The organism is Metabacillus sp. KUDC1714 (assembly GCF_014217835.1).
GTDB lineage: Bacteria > Bacillota > Bacilli > Bacillales > Bacillaceae > Metabacillus > Metabacillus rhizosphaerae.
In genome coordinates, this window is record NZ_CP055263.1 from 3198683 (window position 1) to 3224910 (window position 26228).

The 26228-nt window shown below is 35.1% G+C and carries 23 protein-coding genes; 18 read left to right on the forward strand and 5 right to left on the reverse strand.

Features of this window, described 5'->3' with window-relative positions:
• The first annotated feature begins 159 nt into the window (after window positions 1-159).
• The 5 genes from HUW50_RS15080 to HUW50_RS15100 all read left to right on the forward strand — a co-directional run bounded on the left by HUW50_RS15080 (window position 160) and on the right by HUW50_RS15100 (window position 7474).
• Window positions 160-2460: a glycoside hydrolase family 3 C-terminal domain-containing protein gene (locus HUW50_RS15080; protein ID WP_185652996.1), complete on the forward strand. Its 2301-nt coding sequence runs from the start codon at window positions 160-162 to the stop codon at window positions 2458-2460.
• A gap of 421 nt (window positions 2461-2881) precedes the next feature.
• Window positions 2882-3514 carry a chromate transporter gene (locus HUW50_RS15085; RefSeq protein ID WP_185652997.1) on the forward strand — a complete coding sequence of 211 codons (633 nt, stop codon included), beginning with the start codon at window positions 2882-2884 and terminating at the stop codon, window positions 3512-3514.
• Between the two features lie 12 nt (window positions 3515-3526).
• Window positions 3527-4063 carry a chromate transporter gene (locus HUW50_RS15090; RefSeq protein WP_066324188.1) on the forward strand — a complete coding sequence of 179 codons (537 nt, stop codon included), beginning with the start codon at window positions 3527-3529 and terminating at the stop codon, window positions 4061-4063.
• A gap of 370 nt (window positions 4064-4433) precedes the next feature.
• Complete coding sequence (locus HUW50_RS15095) at window positions 4434-6485, forward strand: glycosyl hydrolase 115 family protein (RefSeq protein ID WP_083964409.1); 2052 nt, start codon at window positions 4434-4436, stop codon at window positions 6483-6485.
• Window positions 6486-6904: 419 nt separating this feature from the next.
• Entirely contained in the window at window positions 6905-7474 is a 570-nt protein-coding gene (locus tag HUW50_RS15100) for a dihydrofolate reductase family protein (protein ID WP_066324197.1), read from the forward strand.
• A gap of 214 nt (window positions 7475-7688) precedes the next feature.
• Here HUW50_RS15100 and HUW50_RS15105 read toward each other — a convergent pair whose 3' ends face one another.
• On the reverse strand, window positions 7689-8309 hold the full coding sequence (locus HUW50_RS15105; RefSeq protein ID WP_066324201.1) for a GNAT family N-acetyltransferase: 621 nt from the start codon (window positions 8307-8309) through the stop codon (window positions 7689-7691).
• A 777-nt stretch (window positions 8310-9086) separates the two neighbouring features.
• Here HUW50_RS15105 and HUW50_RS15110 point away from each other — a divergent pair.
• Window positions 9087-10271 (forward strand): MFS transporter, encoded by a 1185-nt coding sequence (locus HUW50_RS15110; protein WP_066324204.1) that lies wholly within the window; start codon window positions 9087-9089, stop codon window positions 10269-10271.
• A gap of 235 nt (window positions 10272-10506) precedes the next feature.
• Here the strand turns inward: HUW50_RS15110 and HUW50_RS15115 are convergent, their stop codons facing one another.
• A complete protein-coding gene (locus HUW50_RS15115) occupies window positions 10507-11157 on the reverse strand; it encodes a response regulator (protein WP_185652998.1) in 651 nt (216 codons plus the stop codon).
• The gene (locus tag HUW50_RS15120) at window positions 11154-11951 is read right to left on the reverse strand and encodes a sensor histidine kinase (RefSeq protein WP_066324209.1); all 798 of its coding nucleotides are present in this window, start codon (window positions 11949-11951) and stop codon (window positions 11154-11156) included. Before HUW50_RS15120 ends, HUW50_RS15115 begins: the two co-directional genes overlap by 4 nt.
• A 299-nt stretch (window positions 11952-12250) precedes the next feature.
• Here HUW50_RS15120 and HUW50_RS15125 point away from each other — a divergent pair, with 299 nt between their 5' ends.
• From HUW50_RS15125 to HUW50_RS15150, 6 genes are all read left to right on the forward strand, one after another.
• Window positions 12251-13615, forward strand: coding sequence for a PepSY-associated TM helix domain-containing protein (locus tag HUW50_RS15125; RefSeq protein WP_066324218.1), 1365 nt, complete (start codon window positions 12251-12253; stop codon window positions 13613-13615).
• Between the two features lie 16 nt (window positions 13616-13631).
• A complete protein-coding gene (locus HUW50_RS15130; protein ID WP_185652999.1) occupies window positions 13632-14102 on the forward strand; it encodes a FixH family protein in 471 nt (156 codons plus the stop codon).
• A 207-nt stretch (window positions 14103-14309) separates the two neighbouring features.
• A complete protein-coding gene (locus tag HUW50_RS27550) occupies window positions 14310-14582 on the forward strand; it encodes an O-methyltransferase (protein WP_396652637.1) in 273 nt (90 codons plus the stop codon).
• Between the two features lie 281 nt (window positions 14583-14863).
• The gene (locus HUW50_RS15140) at window positions 14864-15646 is read left to right on the forward strand and encodes a MerR family transcriptional regulator (protein WP_066324232.1); all 783 of its coding nucleotides are present in this window, start codon (window positions 14864-14866) and stop codon (window positions 15644-15646) included.
• A gap of 54 nt (window positions 15647-15700) precedes the next feature.
• Entirely contained in the window at window positions 15701-16453 is a 753-nt protein-coding gene (locus tag HUW50_RS15145; protein ID WP_083964410.1) for an SDR family NAD(P)-dependent oxidoreductase, read from the forward strand.
• A gap of 603 nt (window positions 16454-17056) precedes the next feature.
• Window positions 17057-17437 (forward strand): winged helix-turn-helix transcriptional regulator, encoded by a 381-nt coding sequence (locus tag HUW50_RS15150; protein ID WP_066324237.1) that lies wholly within the window; start codon window positions 17057-17059, stop codon window positions 17435-17437.
• Window positions 17438-17466: 29 nt separating this feature from the next.
• Here HUW50_RS15150 and HUW50_RS15155 read toward each other — a convergent pair whose 3' ends face one another.
• A complete protein-coding gene (locus HUW50_RS15155; protein ID WP_066324240.1) occupies window positions 17467-18537 on the reverse strand; it encodes an SDR family oxidoreductase in 1071 nt (356 codons plus the stop codon).
• A gap of 684 nt (window positions 18538-19221) precedes the next feature.
• Here HUW50_RS15155 and HUW50_RS15160 point away from each other — a divergent pair.
• The 6 genes from HUW50_RS15160 to HUW50_RS15185 all read left to right on the forward strand — a co-directional run bounded on the left by HUW50_RS15160 (window position 19222) and on the right by HUW50_RS15185 (window position 24243).
• A complete protein-coding gene (locus HUW50_RS15160; RefSeq protein WP_157094268.1) occupies window positions 19222-20157 on the forward strand; it encodes a phosphate/phosphite/phosphonate ABC transporter substrate-binding protein in 936 nt (311 codons plus the stop codon).
• On the forward strand, window positions 20154-20963 hold the full coding sequence (gene phnC, locus HUW50_RS15165) for a phosphonate ABC transporter ATP-binding protein (protein WP_066324253.1): 810 nt from the start codon (window positions 20154-20156) through the stop codon (window positions 20961-20963). The genes HUW50_RS15160 and phnC overlap by 4 nt, the downstream gene beginning before the upstream one ends.
• Window positions 20956-21753 carry a phosphonate ABC transporter, permease protein PhnE gene (phnE, locus tag HUW50_RS15170; RefSeq protein ID WP_083964411.1) on the forward strand — a complete coding sequence of 266 codons (798 nt, stop codon included), beginning with the start codon at window positions 20956-20958 and terminating at the stop codon, window positions 21751-21753. The genes phnC and phnE overlap by 8 nt, the downstream gene beginning before the upstream one ends.
• A 25-nt stretch (window positions 21754-21778) precedes the next feature.
• On the forward strand, window positions 21779-22573 hold the full coding sequence (locus HUW50_RS15175; protein WP_066324256.1) for a PhnE/PtxC family ABC transporter permease: 795 nt from the start codon (window positions 21779-21781) through the stop codon (window positions 22571-22573).
• An 18-nt stretch (window positions 22574-22591) separates the two neighbouring features.
• Complete coding sequence (locus tag HUW50_RS15180) at window positions 22592-23341, forward strand: tyrosine-protein phosphatase (RefSeq protein ID WP_066324266.1); 750 nt, start codon at window positions 22592-22594, stop codon at window positions 23339-23341.
• Between the two features lie 254 nt (window positions 23342-23595).
• A complete protein-coding gene (locus HUW50_RS15185) occupies window positions 23596-24243 on the forward strand; it encodes a GntR family transcriptional regulator (RefSeq protein ID WP_066324269.1) in 648 nt (215 codons plus the stop codon).
• A gap of 275 nt (window positions 24244-24518) precedes the next feature.
• Here HUW50_RS15185 and HUW50_RS15190 read toward each other — a convergent pair whose 3' ends face one another.
• Complete coding sequence (locus HUW50_RS15190; RefSeq protein WP_066324272.1) at window positions 24519-26228, reverse strand: sensor histidine kinase; 1710 nt, start codon at window positions 26226-26228, stop codon at window positions 24519-24521.

Below are 26228 nucleotides of genomic sequence, written 5' to 3' on the forward strand. Positions count from 1 at the left end.
AAAATTACTATTTATATAAGCATATCATACCTAAAATAAAATAATAAAAAAAAGACAAAATTATTAAATAAATACCAAAATATAAATAAGTTTCTATTTATAATAGGTTTATAGAAATTAGAAAGCGTTTACTTAAATTAATTTCATGGAGGGATTAACATGACGAATAATATTAAAGCTTTACTATCACAAATGACATTAGAAGAAAAAGCTGATCTATGTTCAGGTAAAGATTTTTGGAATTTAAAAGGAATTGAGCGACTAGGTATACCATCTATTATGGTAACAGATGGCCCGCACGGATTACGCAAACAAAATCTAGGTGCAGATCACTTAGGGTTATTTGATAGTGTACCTGCAACATGCTTTCCATCAGCTGCGGGTATGGCAAGCTCATGGGATCGCAAATTAATTCAAAAAGTTGGGGTAGCTTTAGGTGAAGAATGCCAAGCGGAAGATGTTGCTGTTCTTCTAGGACCAGGTGCAAATATTAAACGTTCTCCTTTATGTGGACGTAACTTTGAGTATTTCTCTGAAGACCCGTACCTTTCATCAGAAATGGCAGCTAATCATATTAAAGGTGTGCAAAGTCAAGGTGTTGGAACGTCGCTTAAGCATTTTGCTGCAAACAATCAGGAGCACCGTAGAATGTCAACAGATGCAATCGTTGACGAAAGGACATTCCGTGAAATCTATCTAGCAAGCTTCGAAGGTGCTGTTAAGCAATCACAGCCATGGACGGTCATGTGTTCTTACAATAAAGTAAACGGTGAATTTGCATCTGAAAATAACTATTTATTAAATGAAATTTTAAAAGAAGAATGGGGCTTTGAAGGCTTTGTCGTTTCTGACTGGGGAGCTGTAAATGAACGTGATGTTGCTCTTGCAAATGGCCTTGAACTTGAAATGCCGGCATCAAAAGGTATCGGAGAAAATAAGGTTATCGAAGCGGTTCAAAATGGTACATTATCTGAAGAGAAGCTTGATGCTGCTGTTGAGCGTATTTTACGCATTATTTTTAAAGCAGTCGAAGAAAAGAAAGAAAACGCAACTTATGACAAAGAAGCGCATCATCAGCTTGCTAGAGAAACAGCTAGAGAAAGCATGGTGTTATTAAAGAATAAAGATAGCATTCTTCCTCTAAAAAAGGAAGGAAATATCGCTGTAATCGGTGAATTTGCAAAGGCTCCAAGATATCAAGGTGGAGGAAGCTCTCATATTAAACCAACGAAGCTCGAAAACATTGTTGAGGAAATCGAAAAAACAGCTGGAGAATCAGTAAATGTTACTTATGCTCAAGGATACTACCGTGATAAAGATGCAATCGATGAAGACTTAATTGAAGAGGCAAAAGTAGTGGCTTCACATGCAGATACGGTTATTTTGTTTGCGGGTTTACCAGACCGCTATGAATCTGAAGGCTATGATCGTGAACACTTACACATTCCTGAAAATCAAAAGCGTCTTATCGAAGCTATTGCTGACGTTAACCCAAATATTGTAGTGGTGCTGAGTAATGGATCACCAATTGAAATGCCATGGTTAGACAAAGTAAAAGGATTACTTGAGGGCTATCTTGGAGGTCAAGCACTAGGTGGGGCAATTGCAGATATCTTATTCGGAGATGCAAATCCAAGTGGTAAGCTTGCAGAAACATTTCCAAAACAATTGAGTGACAATCCTTCTTATCTGTTCTTCCCGGGAGATGGAGACAGAGTGGAGTACCGTGAAGGGATTTTCGTTGGTTACCGTTATTATGATACAAAAAATGTAGAGCCATTATTCCCATTTGGTTATGGACTAAGCTATACAACATTTGAATATAGCAATCTAACAGTTAGTTCTAATGAAATTAAAGATACTGATAGCTTAACAGTTACAGTAAATGTTAAGAATACTGGAGCTGTTGCAGGTAAAGAAGTTGTTCAGCTTTATGTTAGAGATGTTGAAAGCAGTGTAAGCAGACCTAATAAGGAAATAAAAGGGTTTGAAAAAGTAGAGTTACAGCCTGGAGAGGAAAAAACGACTTCCTTTATATTAGATAAGCGTTCATTTGCTTACTATAATACAGAACTAAAAGATTGGCATGTAGAAAGTGGAGAGTTTGAAATATTAGTAGGAAAAAGCTCTAAAGAAATTGTCTTAACAGAAAAAGTTCTAGTTGAATCGACTGTAGAACTTCCTTTTACTGTTAACCGCAATACAACAGTAGGTGATCTGCTTGTAAACCCTAAAGTAGCGCCACTAGCGAAAGAACTTTTAGTAAAAGCCCAAGAAGGAAGTCCATTTGCAGCAGCAGGTGAAGAGCAAGGCGATTTTTCAGAGATGATGGAAGCGATGATGAAGTATATGCCATTGCGAGCTTTATCGAACTTTAGTGATGGTAACTTTACGGAAGAAAAGCTACAGGACATGATTCAACAGTTGAATGACATACAGAAAAAGCAGGTTACGAACTAGGATGAAATAAGGAGTGGCTCACATAATTAGAGTCACTCCTTATTTACATTTATTCAGTATTTATTTATATCGATATAATATAATGTATTTACAAGTAAGTAATCGATTTTTGCGTAAAAAACCAAAAGGAAGAAATGTTGAATCGATAATTTGAATAGGGGAAAGGACAAGGTAAGTTCATTCACAGAGTTCACTGATATAAACGCTCCAGCCATTATAATGTAAGGGTTGGAGCTTTTTTTCTGTAAGTTATGCTTAATCACCAACTTTTCAAGTAGGCTTAGTTACGTATAACCACCTGTTATAACCTATGCATTTGTTGCAATTTACCTTAGTAGTCAACCGTGATATTGTAGTAATAGATAAAATATATCCACTTAAAATAATATACTAAGAGAATAAATAGAAAGAAGGAGTAAATATGAAGGAAGAATGGAAAAAAGTCTTTCAACTTTTTTGGTCTTTTTTCAAGATTGGGCCTGTTACTTTTGGTGGTGGCTATGCCATGATTCCTTTAATAGAAAAAGAAGTTGTTCATAAGAAGAATTGGGTGAAAAGTGAGGATCTTACAGATGTTTTTGCTATTGCAGGGACAATACCAGGTGCAATAGCAGTAAATGCAGCAACTTTTATCGGTCACCGAATTGCTGGTATAAGAGGAGCTATTGCAGCAACGTTAGGAACTTTACTTCCAACCTTTATCATTGTACTTGTGCTTTGTGGGTTGCTCTCTAGCTTTCAGGAAAATCCATATGTTGAATCAGCATTTTTCGGCATTCGAGCTGCAACTGTCGCCTTAATTGTGTACGCAGGGATAAAAATCGCAAGGACATCGTTATTGGATAAGGCAACGTATACTTTAGCACTTAGCATGATTTTAGCTATGTTGATTTTTCACTGGCATCCAATTTTCGTGATCTTTTTAGGTGCATTATTAGGGATTCTGATTATTAAAATCAAAGAAAAATTAGGAATGATTGTAAGGTTTGAGAAAAATGAAGAAAAAGAGATTGAGAATAAGGCGTACTCGGTTAAGAAACAGGTAGGAATGTAGGGAGGATTTGTCATGCTATTACAATTATTTGTTCTATTTTTTATCATTGGAACTGTATCATTTGGTGGAGGATATGCCATGCTTCCTGTAATAGAAAGGGAGGTAACTAGTAAGGGCTGGATCACAACAGCTGATTTTACCGAGACGGTTGCCTTAGCAGGAATGACTCCAGGTTCTATTGCTTCTAATAGTGCAACAATAGTAGGGTATAAGGTTGCAGGATTACCAGGAGCTATTATCTCTTCCATTGCTATGAGTTTACCATCCTTAATCCTTATTTTAGTTATTGTCCTATTTTTCTATAAATTGCATACAAACAAACTTGTAAAATCTGCCTTTTATGGATTACGACCTATTGTAACTAGCCTAATTATCTATGCTGCGATTCAGTTTGCCATCTCAAATGGTGTCATTTCAACCACAATATCTTGGGATATGATTAGTCTACTATTAATCTTCGGTATATCATTGACTTCTTTATTATATTTTCGAGTTCATCCTTTTATAGTAATTTTGGGTGCTGGTGTTGTTGGTACGTTGATTCATTAAGTATTCACCTTCAATACCACTCATAAAAAGATAATATATTCTCAAATTCTCATGACGTTTTCCACCACTACACGGCAATTATAACCCAATAAAGTATCCTCTATTGTTGAGCTAGCCTAAACATTATTATAGTGCTTGTACTACTACAAGTCCTGTTTAGGTAAGTGGCTCAAAACCTCACTTTTGACCAGACATTCATTCAAAAAAATTCACAGACATATAAAATAAAGGAGGTTTAAGTCATTTACCTCTGTTTTTTAAACATTCTTGTCTAGATTTTCAATTAATGTAATTACCAAAACCTATTAAACTAATAATATGTAAACACTTACAAAAATCATTTTTGTTAAAAGTAGAAAGGAACTAACAAATGAATAATGAAAAATTCTTTATATTTAACAAGGAAACATGCCTTGATTATCAAGGTCCTGAATTAAAAAGCGTTAATCATTTCTTAAAGGTCTTGGCTAGAGATAAGGACAAAGTATTTCAAGAAGATGGTAGCCAAAGAAAAACCACCATTCTTTTCGTTCTGGATGAAAAGAATCACGACAACCTGAAAGCTGAACAGTACTCTATTCAGTTCTCCGATGATTTGTCTGAAATGAGAGTAGTTTCAATTGATGAATTAGGAATTATCTATGGCATGCTTTATGTTAGTGAAAAATTTCTTGGTGTTGACAAGTTTTGGTTTTGGAATGACTGTGAACCTTCAACAAAAACAATGATCAAAATTACCCCCGACCACTTTCTTTCAGATGTAGCCAAAGTTAGGTTTAGAGGTTGGTTCATCAATGATGAGGTTCTCATTTCAAAGTGGGAATATAAGAATTCGAATACCAATGTATGGGAAATGGTATTCGAAGCATTATTGAGATGTAATGGGAATATGGTGATACCTGGAACAGATATTGAGAATCCAGTCTATAAAAATATCGCTAGTGAGATGGGACTGTGGATTACACATCACCATGCAGAACCGCTTGGTGCCCAAATGTTTAACAGAGTTTACCCTAATGAAAATGCTTCATATGTAGAAAACGAACCATTATTCAAAAAGTTATGGAACGATGCGATTATCGAACAGCAAAATGATAAGGTGATTTGGAATATCGGTTTTAGAGGACAGGGAGATCGTCCATTTTGGATAGATGATCCGACGTTTGATACCGATGAGAAAAGAGGAGCTCTCATATCTAAAATAATGAGGGACCAATACGAAATGATTGCAGAATATGAAAGAGATCCTGTTTGCTGTGTCAATCTATACGGGGAAATAACTGATTTGTATAAAAAAGGATTACTAGAATTACCTCAAGGAGTTATCAAAATTTGGGCAGATAGTGGGTATGGGAAAATGGTGACGAGAAGACAAGGGAGCCACAACCCTAGAATCCCTTCTATTCCTGAAAAACACGATAAAGGACCTCATGGTATCTACTATCATGTAACATTTTATGATCTTCAAGCTTCAAATCATTTGACGATGCTGCCAAATACCACAGCTTTCGTGAATGATGAGTTAAGTCAGGCTTTTGACAATGACATGTGCGAATTCTTGATCGTAAACTGTGGAAATATTAGACCACACCTCTATTTTTTAGATTTTGTTAGTCAACTATGGAATAAAGGTAAAATGAATTCTGCAAAATTTCTAAACGAGTACGTTTCCCAGTACTATTCTTCATATACGGGTGAAATGCGTAAATATATGAATGCTTACTTTGATGCAGTTATTCAGTATGGTAACTTTTACGATGAACGAGCGGGTGAACAATTCTATCATTTTGCAATCCGGAATCTTGCTAAACAATGGATTGTTTCTCAAGGAAATGAGAGTGCTAAAAATGTATATTGGGCAACAGGAGAGACAGATTTAAAAGAACAATTTGACTGGTTCAAAAATAAGGTCGAAGGAAAACGATCTATCTGGGAATCATTATTTGAGAATGTTAAGGCTTTGGTAGGAGAAGCCAGTTCGATCGAACAAAAAAGAATTCACGATCAGTTGCTCATTCAAGTGCAGATTCATAAGAATGGTTGCAAGGCACTTTATTCTTTCACAAAAGCATTTGAAAAGTTTCAAACAAATGAGTATCTAGATGCATATTTACTTGTAAATGACGCTATGCAAGAGATAAAAGAAACGATGGATATAATGGAAAAGCCAACCTATGATAAGTGGCAAGGTTACTATGATAATGATTGTCTAACGAATGTTTCATTAACTTTTTATACGTTAGAAACTGTAAGAAGATATCTTAGAATGTTTGGGGATGGACCGACATTTTACAATTGGGAAAAAAAGTACCTTACTGATACTAGAGAAAGTTCGGTTATGTTACTGACAAATAAAACAAAACAATTGATGGATGATGAATTAATTAATGGGTTAGAAAGGAAATCAATTTATCCAAACTAAAATAACGGATGATCTAATTTTAATTCATTTTTTTTCCAATTGGGCAAGGTATCAATTGGGCGTGTAAAGGGATAGTATTAATAAAGATGAGGAAGGGTTACCGATTGGTTATGGCAGTTGGTAGCTTTTTTTATTTTATATTTCTTAAACTAACAATACCGAACTGAAACTAGAAAATTAAGGGTCATTTAGATTAGTGGTCTAGATTAGAGGTGTGAAAATTTATTCTTACACAATCAGGCCATATTCTTGAATAACTAATTGTGTAAATAATGGGAATTTGAGATGATTGTTATTAAGTTAAGAGGCGGTTTAATAACATCAGTAACTTTATTCAGAAATAAATGCTGTAAATAATTAAAATATAAAAGGACTTGGATGGGGGAAAAATATCTAAACGATTAAAGGGAGGAAGAATTATGTCCAATAATGTAAGACCAAGAAGAATAATTTTAGATTTAGCAGTTACTTTAGATGGTTTTATAGAAGGGAAAAATGGGGAAGTTGATTGGTGCATAATGGACTCTGAGATGGGGTTTATTAATTTCTTAAATCAAATTGATACTATTTTATATGGAAGAAAAAGCTACGATTTATGGGGACAATTTACTCCAGAACTTGAAGATACTGATACAGAAAAAGAAATTTGGGAATTAGTTCATAGTAAAGAAAAATATGTGTTTTCCAGAACGCAAAAAGGAACTGATAATAAATCCACATTCATAAATGAAAATATTCTTGAAGAAGTAAATAAATTAAAGAATAAGCCTGGTAGAGACATCTGGCTATATGGTGGAGCAAGTCTTATTACAACTTTTATCAATTTAGGACTTGTTGATGAATTTAGATTATCTGTTCACCCTGTTATTTTGGGAGAAGGAAAACCGTTGTTTATTGATATAAAACAGAGGGTGAATTTAAAAATAGTTAATACAAAAACGTTCTCCTCTGGCGTTGTGCAACTAATCTATCATTTGAAAGGGAATTAATAATATTGCACAATCAAAGATAAAAAACAGTTACTTCTTCAACAAAAGAGCACGCTTTTTAAACAGTAAAGGGTTCCATTTTTGAGGTGCTTGCAAGCAACCCATTTTATTCTTCAACTCTTGCATTGCACCCATTACTTTAATTGTAATTCTTCACAATGTTTATTTACTTAATTTCACTTATTTTGTTTAGCTCGTTCATTTGGCTATCACATCAGAGGATAGGCTCCCGGGACTCAACTTCTTTCATCTTCTCATTCTTCATATAGACAAGATTATTGACGCCGCTTTTTTCACTGTGCTTTTGAGGTATACTCATGAACTCTGCAAAATCCAGTTTTTCATAAAGATTAATGGCATTTGTGTTGGTATCTGCTACCTCTAAAACATATTCGTGGTATGAAGTTGAATCCATTATCGATTTTAGCAGTTCAGTCGCCACACCATGTCCTCTATAATTTACCGACGTCGCCACAAACTCTATTGCACCCATATTTTCAGAAATTTGAAAGGGATATGGCTTTTTCTCAAATTCTTTTTTGAGAATTACATAAGCAATACTTCCCATGAATAAGCCAAGATGCTTTCTAAATTCACTATATTTCAATCTCACTGAAGGTATATTTTTTGTAGAGCAGGCAGCTATAGCCGCAATATTATCGTCAACTACAGCCGTATAGAAGACCTCTATATTAAACATATGGGCAAATGTCTTGTAAAGTTTAGCTTTATCCTTTGAAAAATATTTCAGCCATTGATAGAAGCCGTCTACAAAGATTGTACTCATCTCATTTCTTATATTTCTTTCTGCTTCACTAGCACGAATAATATTCATAGTCTATCCCTCTATTCTTTGTGAATGCTTCAACTCGATTATTAAGAACACATATCTTTCCAGCATATAAAGCATGCTTAAATTGGTTCTTTAGTTGACAAAACGATCCATTTCATTATACTCCTTTAAGTGAATTACATAATAGGCACGTACTCGTTCGGCTATATATATGTACCTTATTCAACAACGATGACCTTTTCTGGAATAAATTACAATTTTAAGATAGTCCATATAAATTCCTTCCCTATTCAAGAATATGGCCCGATTACTTAATAAGAGCTAAATACGATTATTCCACTTAATTGCCCTTTTATCTTGGGTTTCCGAAACGAGTTGATTACATGAAAAGAAAGTAGTCATAAAATCTAAACATTTGTTTTTTCTTAGTTTCTACTTTGATACACATTGAAAATTATCTTTAAAAATGAGTGGTGCGCATTCTTGTGAAAATTCCGTGTTATATTTCCTTACATAAGTATGTGAAGATATAAAAAGACGTGATATTTTTATATTAACAAAAAGTTCTGACAAATTAGGAGGAAATCACAATGAAAAACATCGGACATTTATCATTTTTAATATTAGTAATAAGAGTAGTATTTTCAAAAAAATCTCCTGTTATATATTGATGATTAATTGAAATAAACATTCTTATCATTGTTGATCAATAACGGCACTCGGGCGAGAGTAAAATAAATATGATTTTAAGTTAAGTTAAATTAAATAGTATCTTGGAACTTAAAACTATAGCACCAAGAGAATTACAAGGTGGTCTTTATGAAGAAAACAAATGGTCAAACATCGGTATTAGTTTTATCAACTGTGTCAATGATTGTCTCATTTACCGTATGGTCGGTTTTTGCACCGATTGCAACAGAAATTCAAAAAATTTATGAGTTAAGTATTACTCAAAAAAGCATTCTTATTGCTACCCCAGTATTACTGGGGTCTGTAATGCGTATTCCAATGGGGATTTTAACTGATCGATATGGCGGGAGAAGAGTTTTTGCGCTGACTATGTTACTGCTAATCTTACCCATGGTTGGAGCAGGTTTTACAGATACTTTTGCCATGTTGTTATTTTGGGCATTTTTTATCGGGATGGCAGGAACAACCTTTGCTATTTCCATAACCTATGTATCCAAATGGTATCCTCCAGAAAAACAAGGTTTGATCTTAGGAATTGCAGGGATGGGGAATTTAGGATCAGCTGTAGCAAATTTCTTGATACCATCCATTTTTAGCTCTTATGGTCTTTCATGGGTGTTTTGGAGCCTATCTATTGCTATGGCATGTATGGCAATTCTTTTCTGGGTAGGAACAAAAGATGTACAAGTAACAAGTAAACATAAGACTTTAAAGGAATCTCTTTCCGTATTAAAATTTAAAGAAACATGGTATTTATCGGTTTTTTACTTCCTTACATTTGGAACATTTGTGACTTTCAGTATTTATTTACCTACATTTTTGAATGATCTCTTTAGTATTTCAGCCCTTGAAGCTGGAATTATAACAGCTATATTTGTCGTATTGGCGACGCTTATACGTCCAATTGGTGGCTATCTTTCCGATCGTTTTGGAGCAAAAGGATTGTTGACTCTAGTTTTTAGTGGAGTAACATTATGTGGAATGTTCATTGCTTTTACAATGGAAAACTTCCTTTTCTTTAGTATAAATTGTTTGATCATTTCTATATTGGTAGGGATTGGAAATGGTGCAGTTTTCAAAATGGTACCTGAAATCTCTAATGGAAATACAGGTGCGGTAACAGGGATTGTCGGGGCAATTGGAGGAGTTGGAGGCTTTTTTCCACCAATTATCCTTGGAATGACAAAAGATTTAGCGGGAGATTATGTTTTAGGTTTTCTACTATTATCTATTCTCTCCCTTTTTTGCTTAATCCTTAATCATAAGGGAGTTAATAAAACAAGTATAAAAGTAAGTGCACAGAAAAGTGCATAATACACATATAGTCTGGAGTGAAAGAGGCTGGGACATAACTAAATTGACCATTCTTAAAGCCGAATAATTTTTAATTTAATTAAGCGATATAAATAAAAAACCCAAACTATTATGAAACTCTAAATTAGAATTTCGCATGATAGTTCGGGTTTTTCTTTGGCTGAAATACTTTTGTCCCAGCCTCTTTTTATTTCTTTATTGAGAGGTTCATTATTCTTGAATAAAATTTGATCATTTACTCTGCTACTAAACCATGCCTAAAAGCATAAGAAGCAAGCTGTACACGGTTCTCAAGATGAAGTTTCTCTAGAAGGTTCTTTATATGATTCTTTACTGTATTTTCTGAAATGACAAATCGCTGGGCTATTTGTTTATTGGTTTCACCAAGTGCTACCCTAGAAAGGATTTCACATTCCCGTGGTGTTAAAGATAATGGACTAGGTTCTTCGATGTTATCTTCTACAACTCTAAAACGATATAACAAACGGCTAGCAATTTCTCGTGAGACTTCTGTATGATCTCCAACAAGAGCAAGAAGGTACTCGATCCAGTCATCTTGCTCCATATTTTTTAGTAAATAACCTTGTGCACCGAATTGAATGGCTGTAAACAAATCTTTTACATCATCGGAAACGGTTAACATTACAACTTGTATTCTAGGAAAAGCTTTCCTAATTTTTCTAACTGCTTCAAGTCCATTTAATCTTGGCATGTTTATATCAAGAAGCAGCAACTGAGGTAGTAGTTCTTTACAGAGTTCAAATGCTTCATGGCCATCTGATGCTTCCCCTACAACATAAAAAGTTTCATTTGTTTCTAGCACACTTCGAATTCCTTCTCTTGCTAGTGGATGATCATCAGCAATGACTACACTATAACGCTTCATTGGTTGTTCTCCTTTGTTACGATTATTTCTGTTCCACCCATTTTCCTTTTTATAATTTCAAATTTTGCACCTAATTGTTTTGCCCGTTCCTGCATCATAGATAATCCATATTTCCTTTCGTTACTCTTTTTCGTATCAATTCCATTACCATCATCGGCAATTTTAATTTTCCATTTATCTTGTGTTCCCTTAATTTCAATCAGTGCATTAGAGGAACCAGAATGTTTCCTAATGTTGGTGAAAGCCTCTTGGATAATAGCGAAGATCTGAACCTCTTCTTTTACAGAAAAGCTATTGTAGGGAATATCTATTTTTTCTTCTATATCTATTCCAGTTATAGAACTCCATTCTGAAAGCCACTTCGAGAGTCTGTTGCTTAATGAATCGTTTACTTCAGGTTTTGATCGAAGGTTAAATATAGCCTGACGCATATCATTATCAATGACCGAAACAGCACGGGAGGCGGCTTTAATGTCACCTTGCTTCAATTTAATATTAAGAAAGAATAGTGATTGAGCAATTCCATCGTGAAGCTCACGTGCAAGTCTCTCCCGTTCTTCATATACAGCGCGTTTTGACTGTTCCTCAACTAGTTTATCATTTGTAGTTCTTATCATACGAAACACCCAAAAAGAAAACAAAAGGGAGAGTATAAAAGTAAGGATTGTAATATATAAATTTCCTGTCTCCATCGATAAGTGTCCCAAAAGAAATTCATGACGAATATATTCGAAACCCCCAATTAATAGTGTAGGCAAAATAATAGTTAGCAACTGTAAAATGCGATAAGTCATATAGTCCCTCTCCTTATTAAACATAATCTGTATAAATAAAATAACCAATTATATAACTCGATTCTAATAGCTACTATGAGCTATTTAAATTGTGGTGTTTCAGGATTACAATTTAATAGGATCATTTTAAAGTATGTTGAGTATTGTAATTCATATTAATTTTTTTGATATTCTAACGTCCTTTGCCTAGAAAACTATTATACCTTTATATCCATGGTGACTACAGTTGATATAAAATCTTCACGTTTCTTACACAATTTTTTTGATGAAAAGTAAAATAATAAATAAGGAGATTAAAAATGCTGAAAGCAAAGCAAATAGAAAATGAAAAGCAAACTAATTCCTCTCTATATAAAACGGTATGGAGGTGGCACTTTTACGCAGGTCTTATCCTCGCACCTTTTCTTATTATTCTAGCTGTTACCGGTTCAATATATTTATATAAACCTCAAATAGAGAATGTTATCTATAAAGATTTTTATGAGGTGGTTCCAAAAGGGGAGAGGGTTTCAGCATCAGAACAAATTAATGAAGTAAAAAAACAATACCCTGATGCTGTTGTGACAATGTATCGGCCTGGAGAATCAGAAGATCGTTCTAGTGAAGTAAGTATTATGAATCTTGAAGAATCACTTACGATCTTTAGTGACCCTTATACAGGAAAAATAATAGGAGAATTAAATAACGACGAACGAATTATGAACAAAATTGAAGAGTTCCATGGTGAGTTAATGGCTGGGACACTAGGTGACCGGATCGTTGAATTGGCGGCTTGTTGGGCAGTCATTCTCGTTATTACTGGATTTTATTTGTGGATTCCCAAAAAGAAATTTACGATTAATGGGGTGCTTGTTCCACGATTTAATAAAGGAAGAAAGATTCTCGTTAGAGACTTGCATGCTGTTCCTGCATACTGGATTATGGTAGGAATGCTTTTTTTAATTATGACAGGACTACCCTGGTCAGGATTTTGGGGAAGTAATTTTCAAAATATAGCAACTCAGTCTGGAATGGGATATCCACCTTCTATTTGGACTGGTAGTGCTCCAATTTCAACTATCAAAACAAAGGACATAGCAGATGTACCATGGGCTGCTGAGAACTTAGACATACCTTCTTCTGAAGTAGATGGATTTATTCCATTATCAATAGATGAAGTTGTCACAATAGCAGATCGGGAAGGAATTGATCCGAGCTACACAATTTATCTTCCTAGTGAGCCAACAGGAGTGTACACACTATCAGCTTATCCACCAAAAGCGCAGGATGAGATTACGATGCATGTTGATCAGTATACAGGAGCAGTTTTATCTGACTATCGTTACGATAATTATGGATTTGTCGGAAAGATAGTGGCTATGGGAATTACCTTACATAAAGGTACGCAGTTTGGGTGGTTTAATCAACTTATTAGTCTTATAATCTGCTGGGGAATTATTTTTGTATCTATGAGTGGCTATTATCTTTGGCTTGTTCGAAAAAAGAAACATGATATTAGTGCACCTAAAGCACCTAGTGCAAGGAAAATAAGAGCATTTTTCATTCTATTAATTGTACTTGGTATTTTATTCCCATTGGTTGGATTGTCTCTTATTATCATTTGGTTAATAGATTGGTTGTTGATTCAAAGGATCCCAAGATTAAAGAAGATTTTTAATGCTTAAAAGGGGAGAACATAGTATGAGGAAAAAATTTATATCTATACTAACTATGTTATTTGTATTTTTATTAAGTGCATGTTCTAATCAACAGGCTGTCGAAAAGCTATATGCACAGGAATCCCCCCTTAAAATAGAAGTGTTTATTCCGGAGTCGTTCTCTGCTAATAAAAAAGAGACCATAAAGGTACAGCTAAAACAAGATGGAAAACCATTGAAAGAAGCCGATTATGTCCATTTTGAGATTTGGAATCAAGAGGGTTCGGTCTATTATTCAATGGAATCAGCTATTGCAGAAGGAAACGGTATATATAGTTTAAGCAAGGATCTAGATGTAGAAGGTCTTTATTTTATTAAAGTACATGCTAGTAACAATGGTTCTATCATCACACCACAAAAGCAATTTGTTGTAGGAAAGTTAACTGAAAATGATGAGAAATTTTTAAATAAGGGAACAAAACTAGAAATCGAAGGCCATGAACATCACCACTAATGCTATCTTAAACTCATGTAAATGATATATTCTTTAACAATCAAGGCGCGACCGTTGAAGCGTTGGTAATAATTACCGTGTTTTAAAGGACCAACTTTACAAGCATGAATAATACTTTTATTAAGAGAAAGATAAATGATTATCAATTGGGATATCCATTATCCAAACTAAATCAACGTTAATGAAGTGCCTTAAATCCTTGTCATTATTGGGTTTGAGGCGTTTTTTTATAACCACAGTACCCATGATAAGGAAAATTATTCGAACTACCATGATATATCCTTACGTTTAGCGAATCTGGGTGCACTCATTATTGGGATAATGTTTTACAGCGTCGACAAGGTATATGACAGTTCAAAAGTTGATGTACGATCTGAAAACATGTGTGCATTTAACCAAAGTATGGCGGATGATCTTAATTTGGAATCTATTATTTTGCCAGTTGGACAAGGGTTATCAATTGGTCGTGTGAAGGGATAGTATTAATAAGGATGAGGAAGGGTTACCGATTAGTTATGGTAGTTGGTAGCTTTTTTTATTTTATATTTCTGAAACTAACAATACCAAACTGAATCTGGAGAATTAAGGATCAGTTAGATTAGTAGTCTATATTAGAATTATGAAAATTTATTCTTCCACAAACGGGCAAGATTCTTGAATAACGCAACTCATGTGCCTTAGAAAGAAAGTCGTACCGTTTAAAAAAAGTTGCACCGTTTCACCTCTTTGGATATGATCCAATTAATAGTAGGTGATTATTAGTGGATAATAATTTAATTCTAATAAAAGAGTTTAGCAAATTAACTGGCATAACTCGAAAGGCTTTGTATTTATATGATAATCATAATATTTTGAAACCTGTATTTATTCATCCGGATAATGGTTATCGATATTATGATCAGAATCAGCTATTAACTGCTAAACGAATAAATTTGTTTAAACAGGCAGGATTCACTTTGAATGAAATCAGAGAAATTATGGATGGGAAATTATTAGATGATGAAATAAATAATTTAATAGAAGAAAAGCTTCACCTAGAAATGGAAAAGATAAAAGCTGCTAATCAAGCAATAGATCAATTAGAGAACCTCCGCAATATGATTACTAACCCAAATAACGTGGTTAAAAAAGCGTATTTAAAATCAATTATTGTATATGAATACAATTTAGAACCAAATGAAAATATATGTGTGGCGCTGAATCATTCAGAAGAATTTATTAAAGAACTAAATGTTAGAGCTAAAGAAAGAATTATCAAGTATAAACTGACAGATAATCAAATATACCCTGTTAGCATAGCTTTACAAGTAGAAAATAAGGAATTAAATCAATCAGTAATCACAAGTTATTTTGGTTATGAAACGACACAGTTTTATTCTGAAATCAATCCTTATCAAGAAGAGTCAGTATTAAAGATAAAAGAAATAATGGAAAATAGCGAATTAGAATTGTCTGGATCATATATATATGAACGAATATTAAACCCTGACGATTATCTATATTCATCAAAGCGCCTTTCGATATTTATTTTTCCTTCTAAGTAGTTGACCTTACCCCTGGGTTAACCTTTACACTCTCTTTAAAAGGAGGGTATACAAGTGAAGAAAAATAATTATGCATTAGTGACGGGGGCATCTAGAGGAATAGGGAAGGCAGTCGCAATCCAACTTGCAAATGATGGATTTAATATATTATTGCATTATAATCAAAACATTGAAAAAGCGAATGAGCTAAAAAAAGAAATTGAGTTAAGTGGTAGACAAGTGAAATTAATTCAAGGCGATTTTAATTCCAGTGAAGGAATTGAATTATTTATTGAAAAAACGAAAAAATTGTTAAATGAAGAGAATGTATTACTGCATACAATCGTTCATAATGCAGGACATGCTACTTCAAATGGATTTGGCGAAGTGGATTATGATGAGTTCAATCGACTATTTAATGCGAATGTGAAAGCGCCATATTTTATTACACAATCATTAATCGGATTTATAGAATTCAATGGTAGAATAATCAACCTTTCATCAGGTGTGACACGTATCGCATTTCCACATATGTTGGTATATAGTATGACAAAAGGTGCTATTAATACGATGACATTCACACTAGCAAAAGAGTTAGGTGAAAAAGGAATTACGGTCAATTCTGTAATGCCGGGAATTATTAATACCGATTCAACTGCTAGCTGGCTACACACCGAGGAAGGCCAGAAGAGTGCAAAGAATATGAGCGCTTTAAAAAGAGAGGGTCAACCTGAAGAGATTGCAAATGTTGTTTCATTTCTAGCGAGTGAAAAAGCAAGTTTTATAACTGGTCACAATATGGATGTAACTGGTGGAAGTCATTTGTAAATATCTAATTTGCATGAAATATTCTGTTTTATTGGTCAATCTTTTTTAGAAATAATAAACCTTAATCTTTTGCAGAAGAATCCTATTTTGTAACTATTAGTGGCCATTAAAACCTTTAATTCCTGGTGTTAATGGTCTCAAATCTTTATTTTCTGATTAAAATTTGTTTATGTGATTGTTAATAGGGTTTGAACAATCGCTTTTTCAATAACAGAATCATCAACATTATCGATATATTCTGGTTTAAAGAAACCCAGCTAATCTTCACAAGTGAAGGTAGCTGGGTTTTAAAGTTGGATGTGCAAAATAGCTCTTAAACAAGTCAATTATCGGGGCAAAGTGACAAAAAAGTAGTGAAATATTTTCACAATAAGGCGTGTTTTTAGGATGGTGTCTTTTTCGTGTATTGGGACATATTCTTGATAAGAGAAGGGATTATTTTTAAGAGTCGAACTATAAGTTATTCAATTAATGAAGGCAGGATAGCACAATATTTTGCTTGCAGTTATAATGTTCAAAGACGGACATTTAATGGCTCCAATTCATCTGATGTTTACCAATGTCCTGTGTCCAAATATTCGGAAAAGGGAGGCGAGGTGTGTAATGAAGAACCATGATAAGATTTACAACACTGCTGTAGAGGCAACTTTGGAGGTAATTGGCGGGAAGTGGAAACCTGTGATTCTCTTTCATCTAACTTTTGGTAAGAAACGTAACAATGAATTGAAAAGCTTGATACCCGTAATTACTCAAAAAATGTTAACGCAGCAACTTCGGGAGCTTGAAGAGGAAGGCGTCATCTTACGCATTTCTTACAATCAGGTTCCACCAAAAGTCGAGTATGAGTTGACAGACTATGGATGGAGTCTAAAGGAGATCCTGCATCTGATGTGTAGGTGGGGGGATTCGCATATAGAGAGAAAGTATGGAGGAAGGGCTACTGTACTTTCCAATCCACAGCTTAAAGACGTATATGATATATAAGAAGCCGACATATAAGGCCGGCTTTTCATTTATGGGATAACTTTGCGTTTACGGAAGTCGTCGAAGATGTTCATAAACATCGCTTCGGTATCGACATATTCATGAAAACCTAAGCGACGGGCCTTAGTTCCGTCGGCGAAGAAATCGTAATCCCAAGAGAACACAAAATCACCGAATTGCCAGGAGGAAACGTCTTTATAGGAATGCTGAGCAAGCCCATGTTTCTCAACTATTTTATTCCAAAGTTGCTCCTTGTCCGCCATGACAACGTCCAGTGACATCTGCAGCGGAGGCGCTGTTTCCAATCCGAAGTAGTGAGCAATTTTCGGCCATAATTCATTCCAGCGGAACAGGTCGCCATTCGTGATGTTGAATGCCTGATTGGCACAACGCTCTTCAGTCGCTGCCCATACTGTTGCCTTCGCAAGAAGCCCCGCATCTGTCATCTCCAATAGGCTGTCATAAGCACCCGGTTTTCCCGGAAACCGCAGCGGAAGTCCAAGCTCCTTCGAAATTGACGCATAGATCGCAATAACCATGGCGAGGTTCATCGGATTTCCAAGCGAGAATCCGCAGACTACAGAAGGACGGAGCGCAGACCAAGTCCAATCCTTACCTGTTTGCCTTTGTTCTAAGAAATCTTGCTGATCAACATTGAACTCTGGCGGCATATGGTTAGCGTCTGTCTCACGAGCCGGGGTCTTGAACGGGCCGAGATGTGCGCCGTATACCTTGTATCCCTGCATCAAACTGACATGTTTTAACCCTGCCGCGATTGGCTCGATCGCTTCTACAGTGTTCACTAGCATGGCGAGGTTGGGTTGAACAAGTTCGGCCCAAGTTGGACGGTCCTGATAGGCGGCATAGAAGATGTGTGTTACCTCAGTTAATCCACTTAATTTCTCGCGGGTGTCGTCGATATTGAGGAGATCCGCAGCCACATACCGGACACGGTCAACAGATTTTCCGCCTCGTCGCGATACGCCGATCACGTCCCAATCAGGGAGAGTAATAAGGTGATCAATGAGGTTGCGACCGATGACACCATTTGCACCTACGACCAAGGCAACTTTGCGTGTTTTTTGGGATTCATTATTCATAGTTTTGCAGCTCCTTCTGTACTGTGCTTTGTTCACTGTTATTTTGCATCAAGGAACCACACTTGAGAAGTACGCACTTTGAAGTACCATAAGCACTTTTTTGTAATCCAGTAGTGCTCTTAAGACAAATATTTGGTAGTAATAACATAAAATATCCTTCATTTAGATATAATGCTAGTTTTACTAAATTGTTATATAATCCCATAGCTTTGTGCAGTTTAACTGCATAAGGCACGACTGCCTGTGCGCATAAAAAGCCCCTCTCAATTGAGAAGGGCTTTTTATGTCGATTTCACTCTACAAAGTGTGAATAAATAATCTATTAAAATTTTATCCTTTTTTAGTTCTATAAAAGATGTAATTATCCAAATATCTAATTGTAGTATTCATAGGGCGGAGCCTATTTTTTCTACTTTACAATTATTAACTTAATCTTTACGCCAGGAAAATATTAAGTTAACAATCTATCAGTATATTATTAGTTGAATACAAGTTGAATACAATTTGAATACCAAGAGAGGTGAGAGCAAATCAAATCTCAATTTTTACATAGCTGAGAAGAAATTAGTAGGTTAATTAGTGGTTTAAAAAGTGAAGTTTCAAAGTTTTTAAGAGTCTACCAAAAACGAAGTAAGTGGCCCATTTAATGATTGTTAAATTAACTCTAAGAAGGAGATAAACAAAATGATGAAAATATTATCAAAATTCTTTCTAACAGTAGGACTTATATCCACTTTAGCAGCGTGTGGGAATGGAGCGAGTTCATCATCTTCTGCTTCCGCTGATACAGCAAACAAGGGGTGGCCAGAAGAACTGACGTTAGTTCAAATGCCTAATGAAAACAATCCAAATGCAGCTTCTATGCATACAGCATTGAGAGATCACCTTTCTAAAGAATTAGGAATTGAAGTGAAAGAATTTGAAGGTGGCAGCTATGCTGTTGGAATTGAAGCTCTAGCAAGTGGGAATTTAGATGTTATGCTCGCTAGTCCAATGAGCTATTACCAAGCAAATCAACTGGCGGGAGCGGAATTGTTAGTTACTCCTCAAGTAGAGGGCTATGAATATTACACGGCTTTTATTACTAAAAAGGATAATAAAGAAATCAACAATATGGAGGATTTAAAAGGAAAGAACTTCGCGTTTGTTAATGCAGCCTCTTCTTCAGGATATCTTTATCCAAAAGGAACCCTGGTTCAAGAGTTTAATCTAGATCCAGATTCAGTTGAGCAGTCAGGCTACTTTTTTGAAAATGTTACCTTTTCAGAATCTCATCCAAATAGTGTCATGGGTGTAATGATGGGTGACTTTGATGCAGCGGCAGTGGCTATTGGTCAGCTTGATAGTATGATTGAGGCAGGAACAATTAAGGAAGATGACTTCAAAATTATCGGACAAACACAGAACATTCCTGATGCTTCTTATATTGTTCGCGGAGATTTACCTGAAGATTTTAAAAATGCCTTAAAGGATGCGTTTGTATCATTTGAAGATGAGAAATATTTTGAAGCCGTCCATAATGATCCAAAGGCTCGTTTTATAGCTACTGAACAAGACTATTATGATCCTACTATTGAAATGCTAGATGCTATTAATGCGTTAGAGGAAGAAGCGAAATGAATCCATTATTATCAATAAAAAATTTAGTTAAAGTCTATGGTAAAGATACACGTGCTTTGAATGGAATAACTTTAGATTTTTACCCAGGTGAATTTATTGTTGTCATTGGTCCATCTGGTGCAGGAAAGTCCACATTTATCCGTTGCATCAATCGCCTTGTGAACCCGTCCGAAGGGAAAATTATATTCGACGGGCAGCATCTCGAGAAACTTAGTGGGCGGAAGCTAAGAAAAGAAAGGTCCAAAATTGGGATGATTTTTCAGCATTATAACTTGGTTGGCAGAACGAATGTGATTAAAAATGTTCTTCATGGCCAATTAAGCAGCACTCCATTATACAAGAGCTTGCTAGGGCTCTATCGCCATGAGGATAAGCAAGAAGCTGTTGAACTTCTAAAAAAAGTGGGTCTTCAAGACCAAATATATAAACGAGCAGATGAGCTTTCTGGGGGGCAAATGCAGCGGGTTGGAATTTGTCGAGCAATTTTACAGAGACCAAAGCTGTTGCTCGCGGACGAGCCGATTGCGTCACTGGACCCGCTCTCTGCCAATATTGTCATGCAGCAGCTACATACGATTTCTTTAGAGAAGAAATTAACCTGTATAGTGAATCTCCACCAAGTGGACTACGCCAAAAAGTATGCCACACGAATTATTGGGATTAAAAAAGGGGCGGTTGTTTTTGATGGAGCCCCATCTCGATTAACGGATGCAATGATTCAAGAAATCTATGAAGGAAAAGAATCACAAATGACGCTTCAGGGTAAGAGTGGAATGCAATTGGCTGTGGGGCAAAACGATGAATAGTAAAATAGTTCCTAAGATCCCGCTCGATCAAAGAGATTCTAAAAGAACCTTTGTAATTGTGGCAGCCATCTTTGCCGTGTTGATATTTTCAGTTTATTATTTAGAGATTTCCTTTATAGAGATGCTCATGGGCATACCAAGCTTTGTTATGTTTTTCTTTGAAAAGTTCCTTCCGCCAAACACGGAGAATTTACAGCAATATATTCCAGCGGTGATCGATACGCTCGGTTATGCGGTCATCTCAACCTACATTTCTACGATTATTGCGTTTGTTTTCGGGATATTAATCTCGGAAAATACTAATAAGTTTAAAACATTAAGGGTGATTACCCGCGGTTTTGTATCGGTTTTACGAAATATTCCTTTTATTATTTGGGGAGCCTTATTGGTTTATATTTTCGGTATTGGTGGGATTGTTGGAGTTTTAGCATTGATTCTTGTAACAATCGGATTTTTAAGTAAAAGTTATGCAGAATCGATTGATGAAATTTCAGGAGACAAGCTTGAGGCGTTACGGGCGAATGGTTCCTCTTATTTTCAAATCTTGTTTCATGGTGTCATCCCGCAGTTTGTTCCAGCTTGGATTAATTGGACGTTATTTGCCTTTGAAATTAATGTCCGAGCGTCTGCTGTTTTAGGTCTCGTTGGGGCTGGCGGTATTGGTGTTCTAATAGATACAAATATTAATTTGTTTAAATATGGAGAAGCAATTACCATTATTGCCGTAATCGTCATGATTATTTTATTAACAGAGTTAGTAACCAATTCGATTCGTAAACGTTTCGTCTAATTAAAGTAAGGAGATTGAAAACACAATGGAGCACATTCGAGTCACTTCAAAAGGAAGTGTTGGTAAGTCGATTCTTCTTGTTCTTATTTTGGGAGCTGTGTTTTTTGCAGCTGTAAAGCTTATCAATTTAGATATGCAAAAATTTTATGAACGGTTAGAAAATGTTCCCGTCGTCTTAAGTAGAATGATGGCTGTCGATTTTTCAATTGTTCCTGATGCACTTTTGAATATTGTGACCAGTTTAGCATTGGCTTTGTTAACATTGGTTGTAGCTGTTTTTTTAGCCATGTTTTTAAGTTTTTTAGCAGCATCAAATATTGCACCGAATCGATACTTAGCGATTTTTATAAAAGGTTTTTTTGCCATCATTCGCTCTGTTCCTTCGCTGGTATGGGGGCTAATGGTGATTGCGAGTCTAGGGTTTGGCAATGTGTCAGGATTTGTTGCGATTTTGATTTCAGCTGTCGGCTATCTAACCAAAACTTTTACAGCGAGTATAGAAGAGACAGGCAGCGAGATTATTGAAGCGATGAAGGCAACCGGTGCTTCTTGGTTTAAAATTATTTATCACGGATTGATCCCGCTTTGTATTACCGCTTTTGTTGCTTGGATTACCGTTTGCTTTGAAACCAATGTTTCAGAATCAATCGGTTTAGGAATCATTGGGGTTGGCGGGATTGGTCTTTTATTGACACAAGCGATTAATACGTATAACTATGCACAAACAACCACGATTGTCATTATGATTTGTTTACTCATGGTTGTGCTTGAACTGGTGATGACGAAGATGAAAAATAAGATTAAATTTGGAAACAGTTGATTGTAGGAGGAAACTAAGATGATGAAAAATGCTAAATTAAATTGGGTCCGCTTGCCCATTGATAGTCTAGAAAACTGTAGGGAATTAGGTGGATACAGTACCGAATGTGGGGACCAAACAAAGTGGCACTCGTTTTTAAGATCAAGTGATATGAGCAAACTCTCTAAAGAGGAAATCGACTTTTTAGGAGAGTATGGAGTGAAAACTGTCATTGATCTGCGAGGAGAAGATGAAATTGAAACACATAAAAATCCACTTGCGGAAGAGGATTTTTGTGAATACTATAACATCCCATTTATTACCGAGAACGTTTCAGATATTACTGTAACTTCATATGAGATTACAATGGGAGATTTTTATATTGATTTATTGGAGCAAAAAAACGATTCTGTAAAAAGAATTTTTGATGTGATCGCTCAAGCAAAAGCAGGCTGCATCGTTTTTCATTGCGCGGCCGGAAAAGATCGAACAGGGATCTTAGCCATGCTGCTGTTAGGCTTAGCGGGAGTAGAAAAGAAAGATATTGTCTCAAATTATGAAGTAACCTACACGAACCTTGAGTCCATTCATCAGATTGAAAATCCTTATGGAGATATTCCAAGGGAGTACATGTATTCAAATCGTGACTATATCATAAGAGCATATGAATACATCCTTCATACTTATCAAAGTGTTGGACAATATTTACTGACAAAAGGTGTGGGGCAGGATGTGATTGATCGAGTAAGGGGACGATTAATAGGTCTAGGTGAAACTGTTGCATCATAGTGACATCCAGAAGGTAAAAAGGAGAAGTGTTAAAGCACTTCTTTTTTTGTTCAATTAATAAAATAATTAACTTACAACAATAATGTTATGATGGTTCTATCAATATAACTTATTAAAAGGAAATTTATTAAGTGAATAGGATAATCTTGATTGATCTTCCTTCCCATTAGACGATAGTAGTCTAAATGATCTTGCGGATCATTATAGATTTATATAGAATTAGTGTGTAATTCTGTTTGAAAGGAATTGTAAAAATGACCCAACACTCACTGGTTGATATAGCTTATACGAAAATTCGCGAAAATTTAATTAATGCAACTTTTATGCCAGGACAGTTTCTATCGGAAAATGGATTAGCAAAAGAACTAAACATGAGTCGCACTCCAATTAGAGTTGCAATCTCCCGTTTAGAGTCAGAGGGATTTGTCGCAACAATTAAAAATCGTGGAATTATAGTGAAAGAGATTTCAATGAAAGAAATGTTAGACCTTTCGCAAGTAATCTTACTTTTACAAGATTTCTCTGTAGATGAAGTAGCAGTGAGGGGCAACCGCTTCGATCTTGAGGAATTGAAAATGTATTTAGACCTCCAGTTTGAAGCAGAAAAGAATATAGATTACTATGAATATATTCAAAACTACATTCTTTTTACTCGTTGTATGATTGCATCTGCTAACAATAATACAATGTTGGACTTCATGGATTCCTTGAAAGATAAATTTGTACGAATGGCTATGGTTAATTGGAAATTGACCCCTAACCAAAAGCATTATTCTGCCAATCAAATGAATAAATTAATTTATGAAGCTATTTGTTCGGAAAATTATTCTAGAGTTAAGCAAATTTGTAAAGAAACTTTATCAAAAAGTCGAGAAAGAATCATTAATTCCGTTGCATTATAAATCTTTTAATGCAACAAATAACTGACACAGCCAAAGGCTAGTAAAATGAATACCTATGTGCTTTAAGGTGACACTTAGTTTTGATTTTCAATTAAGATAAATGGGTGATCAGAGATTAGGTGACAAAGAGTTCCTCGTGGTAGTGAACTCTTGTTTCATAAAGAAAAACACCTCCAAAATCGTTTAGATAACTAATACGACTCAAGGGGTGTTTTTTCTTTATCTCATTTTTTACAAACTGAAAAAATTATAGCAATACATCTAATCAATTGTTTTTACAGTCTTTTAGGAATGGTGAGGGTTACTGTTGTTCCTACATTTATTTCACTCTGATAAGCTAAACCAAACTTTTGACCGTAAGAAAGTTGTACGCGGTCGTGGACATTCCTTACTCCATATCCTTCTGTTTTATTTGTTAAAATTGTTTTTAGCTTTTCAGGGACTATTCCACAACCATTATCAGATACTGTGAAAATCAAGTTATCCTCATTTTGTTTGCCTGATATCGTTAAAACTCCTTTACCGGATGTTTCTTTGTGATCAATCCCATGATTTATGGCATTTTCTACTAACGGCTGTAAAAGAAGATTAATCATCGTGTAATCAAGGATATCTTTCTCTACTTCACAATGAACTTCAAATGAATAGGAATGCATCATTCGTTGAATTTGAATATAAGAAGTTGTATTTTCGAGTTCATCTTTGACTGAGATGATACTTTTTCCTTGATTCAACGTCGTACGGTAAAACGATGAAAGGTATTGAGCCATTTGACTAATATCCTCTTGATCAGCCATAATTGCCTTGCTGTTGATCAGCGATAGACTGTTATAGAAAAAGTGAGGATTAATTTGAGCTTGTAATGCTTTCATCTCATATTCTTGACGAGCGATTTTACTTTTGTATACTTCATTAATCATGGTTTGTAATTTATGAACCATATTTCCGAATTTTTGAATTAAGTTACCGATTTCGTCAGATGCAGTGTTGGTAACAGTTACGACCAATTCCCCTTTTTCAATCTGTTCCATATTTTTTGATAGCATGATTAACGGCCGGACTACCACTTTTGAAAGAAAATAGATTGATAAAAACAAGATTAGGATTGAAGAAAGAACGACGATAAAAAATGTGAATTCAAGTTCATAAGAAGAGGCAGAGACTGTACCTATAGGACGATATAGATATGCTGTCCAGTTATAGGGTATAAGTTCAGCTTTCTTATATATGTACTGTTCTTCTATGGAATTTTCGCTTAATTGTTTTAGCAATTCGTTTTCTGTTAGCGCAAAAGACTTATTCTTTTCTGAAAATTTGTTTATTTGGAACACAGGCAGATCATTTTCATCAAGAATAATTAGTCCGTAGTTGTTTTCATATAAGGTGGACATTGATTCAAACACATTTTCATAATCGATATCCATGTAAACGATATTAGTCGTATTATGATGACGATCAAATAATTGGCTCGCAACCTCGAATGTCTCCTCTTTAGCTGATACAATTAGTTTTGGTGTGGTCGCTTTCGAAATACTTTCAAACCAACTGTATTGTTCAATATCTGATAAAGGACGAAGGCTCTCACCGTGTGAATGCATTTTATTATTACTATATATCGTAATTCTATTGATATCCGTTTGTAAAAATTTTGAAGTGTTTAATAGAGGATCTAGTGTATAGTGATAGAATAAAAACATTTCATAGTTATTGTCATAATGAGATGTAACTCCTCTTTTTACATCTTCATTCCAAACTATATGATTCATAGCATCAAAATAAGTATTTACTTTATAATCAAGACTGGAGATTGCTTGATTAAGAGATTCATCTAACACTTCATTTTCGCGTGTAATAAATAAATGTTGAATCTGATTATACCAAAAACTTCCCAATGTAATGACTGGGAGTAGACCTGCTAGTAAACAGATAAATAAAATTTTATTTCTGAATTTTAAGTTCTTAAACCAGACTTTTATTTTGTTCAT

What these genes read in the sequence shown, in the direction of transcription:
- phnE (WP_083964411.1), top strand. Translation starts at nt 20,956, where the DNA reads ATGAATAGTAAAATAGTTCCTAAGATCCCGCTCGATCAAAGAGATTCT.
- HUW50_RS15100 (WP_066324197.1), top strand. Translation starts at nt 6,905, where the DNA reads ATGTCCAATAATGTAAGACCAAGAAGAATAATTTTAGATTTAGCAGTT.
- HUW50_RS15150 (WP_066324237.1), top strand. Translation starts at nt 17,057, where the DNA reads ATGAAGAACCATGATAAGATTTACAACACTGCTGTAGAGGCAACTTTG.
- HUW50_RS15155 (WP_066324240.1), bottom strand. Translation starts at nt 18,537, where the DNA reads ATGAATAATGAATCCCAAAAAACACGCAAAGTTGCCTTGGTCGTAGGT.
- HUW50_RS15080 (WP_185652996.1), top strand. Translation starts at nt 160, where the DNA reads ATGACGAATAATATTAAAGCTTTACTATCACAAATGACATTAGAAGAA.
- HUW50_RS15105 (WP_066324201.1), bottom strand. Translation starts at nt 8,309, where the DNA reads ATGAATATTATTCGTGCTAGTGAAGCAGAAAGAAATATAAGAAATGAG.
- phnC (WP_066324253.1), top strand. Translation starts at nt 20,154, where the DNA reads ATGAATCCATTATTATCAATAAAAAATTTAGTTAAAGTCTATGGTAAA.
- HUW50_RS15120 (WP_066324209.1), bottom strand. Translation starts at nt 11,951, where the DNA reads ATGACTTATCGCATTTTACAGTTGCTAACTATTATTTTGCCTACACTA.
- HUW50_RS15085 (WP_185652997.1), top strand. Translation starts at nt 2,882, where the DNA reads ATGAAGGAAGAATGGAAAAAAGTCTTTCAACTTTTTTGGTCTTTTTTC.
- HUW50_RS15180 (WP_066324266.1), top strand. Translation starts at nt 22,592, where the DNA reads ATGATGAAAAATGCTAAATTAAATTGGGTCCGCTTGCCCATTGATAGT.
- HUW50_RS15160 (WP_157094268.1), top strand. Translation starts at nt 19,222, where the DNA reads ATGATGAAAATATTATCAAAATTCTTTCTAACAGTAGGACTTATATCC.
- HUW50_RS15095 (WP_083964409.1), top strand. Translation starts at nt 4,434, where the DNA reads ATGAATAATGAAAAATTCTTTATATTTAACAAGGAAACATGCCTTGAT.
- HUW50_RS15185 (WP_066324269.1), top strand. Translation starts at nt 23,596, where the DNA reads ATGACCCAACACTCACTGGTTGATATAGCTTATACGAAAATTCGCGAA.
- HUW50_RS15130 (WP_185652999.1), top strand. Translation starts at nt 13,632, where the DNA reads ATGAGGAAAAAATTTATATCTATACTAACTATGTTATTTGTATTTTTA.
- HUW50_RS15090 (WP_066324188.1), top strand. Translation starts at nt 3,527, where the DNA reads ATGCTATTACAATTATTTGTTCTATTTTTTATCATTGGAACTGTATCA.
- HUW50_RS15190 (WP_066324272.1), bottom strand. Translation starts at nt 26,228, where the DNA reads ATGAACAAAATAAAAGTCTGGTTTAAGAACTTAAAATTCAGAAATAAA.
- HUW50_RS15115 (WP_185652998.1), bottom strand. Translation starts at nt 11,157, where the DNA reads ATGAAGCGTTATAGTGTAGTCATTGCTGATGATCATCCACTAGCAAGA.
- HUW50_RS15125 (WP_066324218.1), top strand. Translation starts at nt 12,251, where the DNA reads ATGCTGAAAGCAAAGCAAATAGAAAATGAAAAGCAAACTAATTCCTCT.
- HUW50_RS15110 (WP_066324204.1), top strand. Translation starts at nt 9,087, where the DNA reads ATGAAGAAAACAAATGGTCAAACATCGGTATTAGTTTTATCAACTGTG.
- HUW50_RS15175 (WP_066324256.1), top strand. Translation starts at nt 21,779, where the DNA reads ATGGAGCACATTCGAGTCACTTCAAAAGGAAGTGTTGGTAAGTCGATT.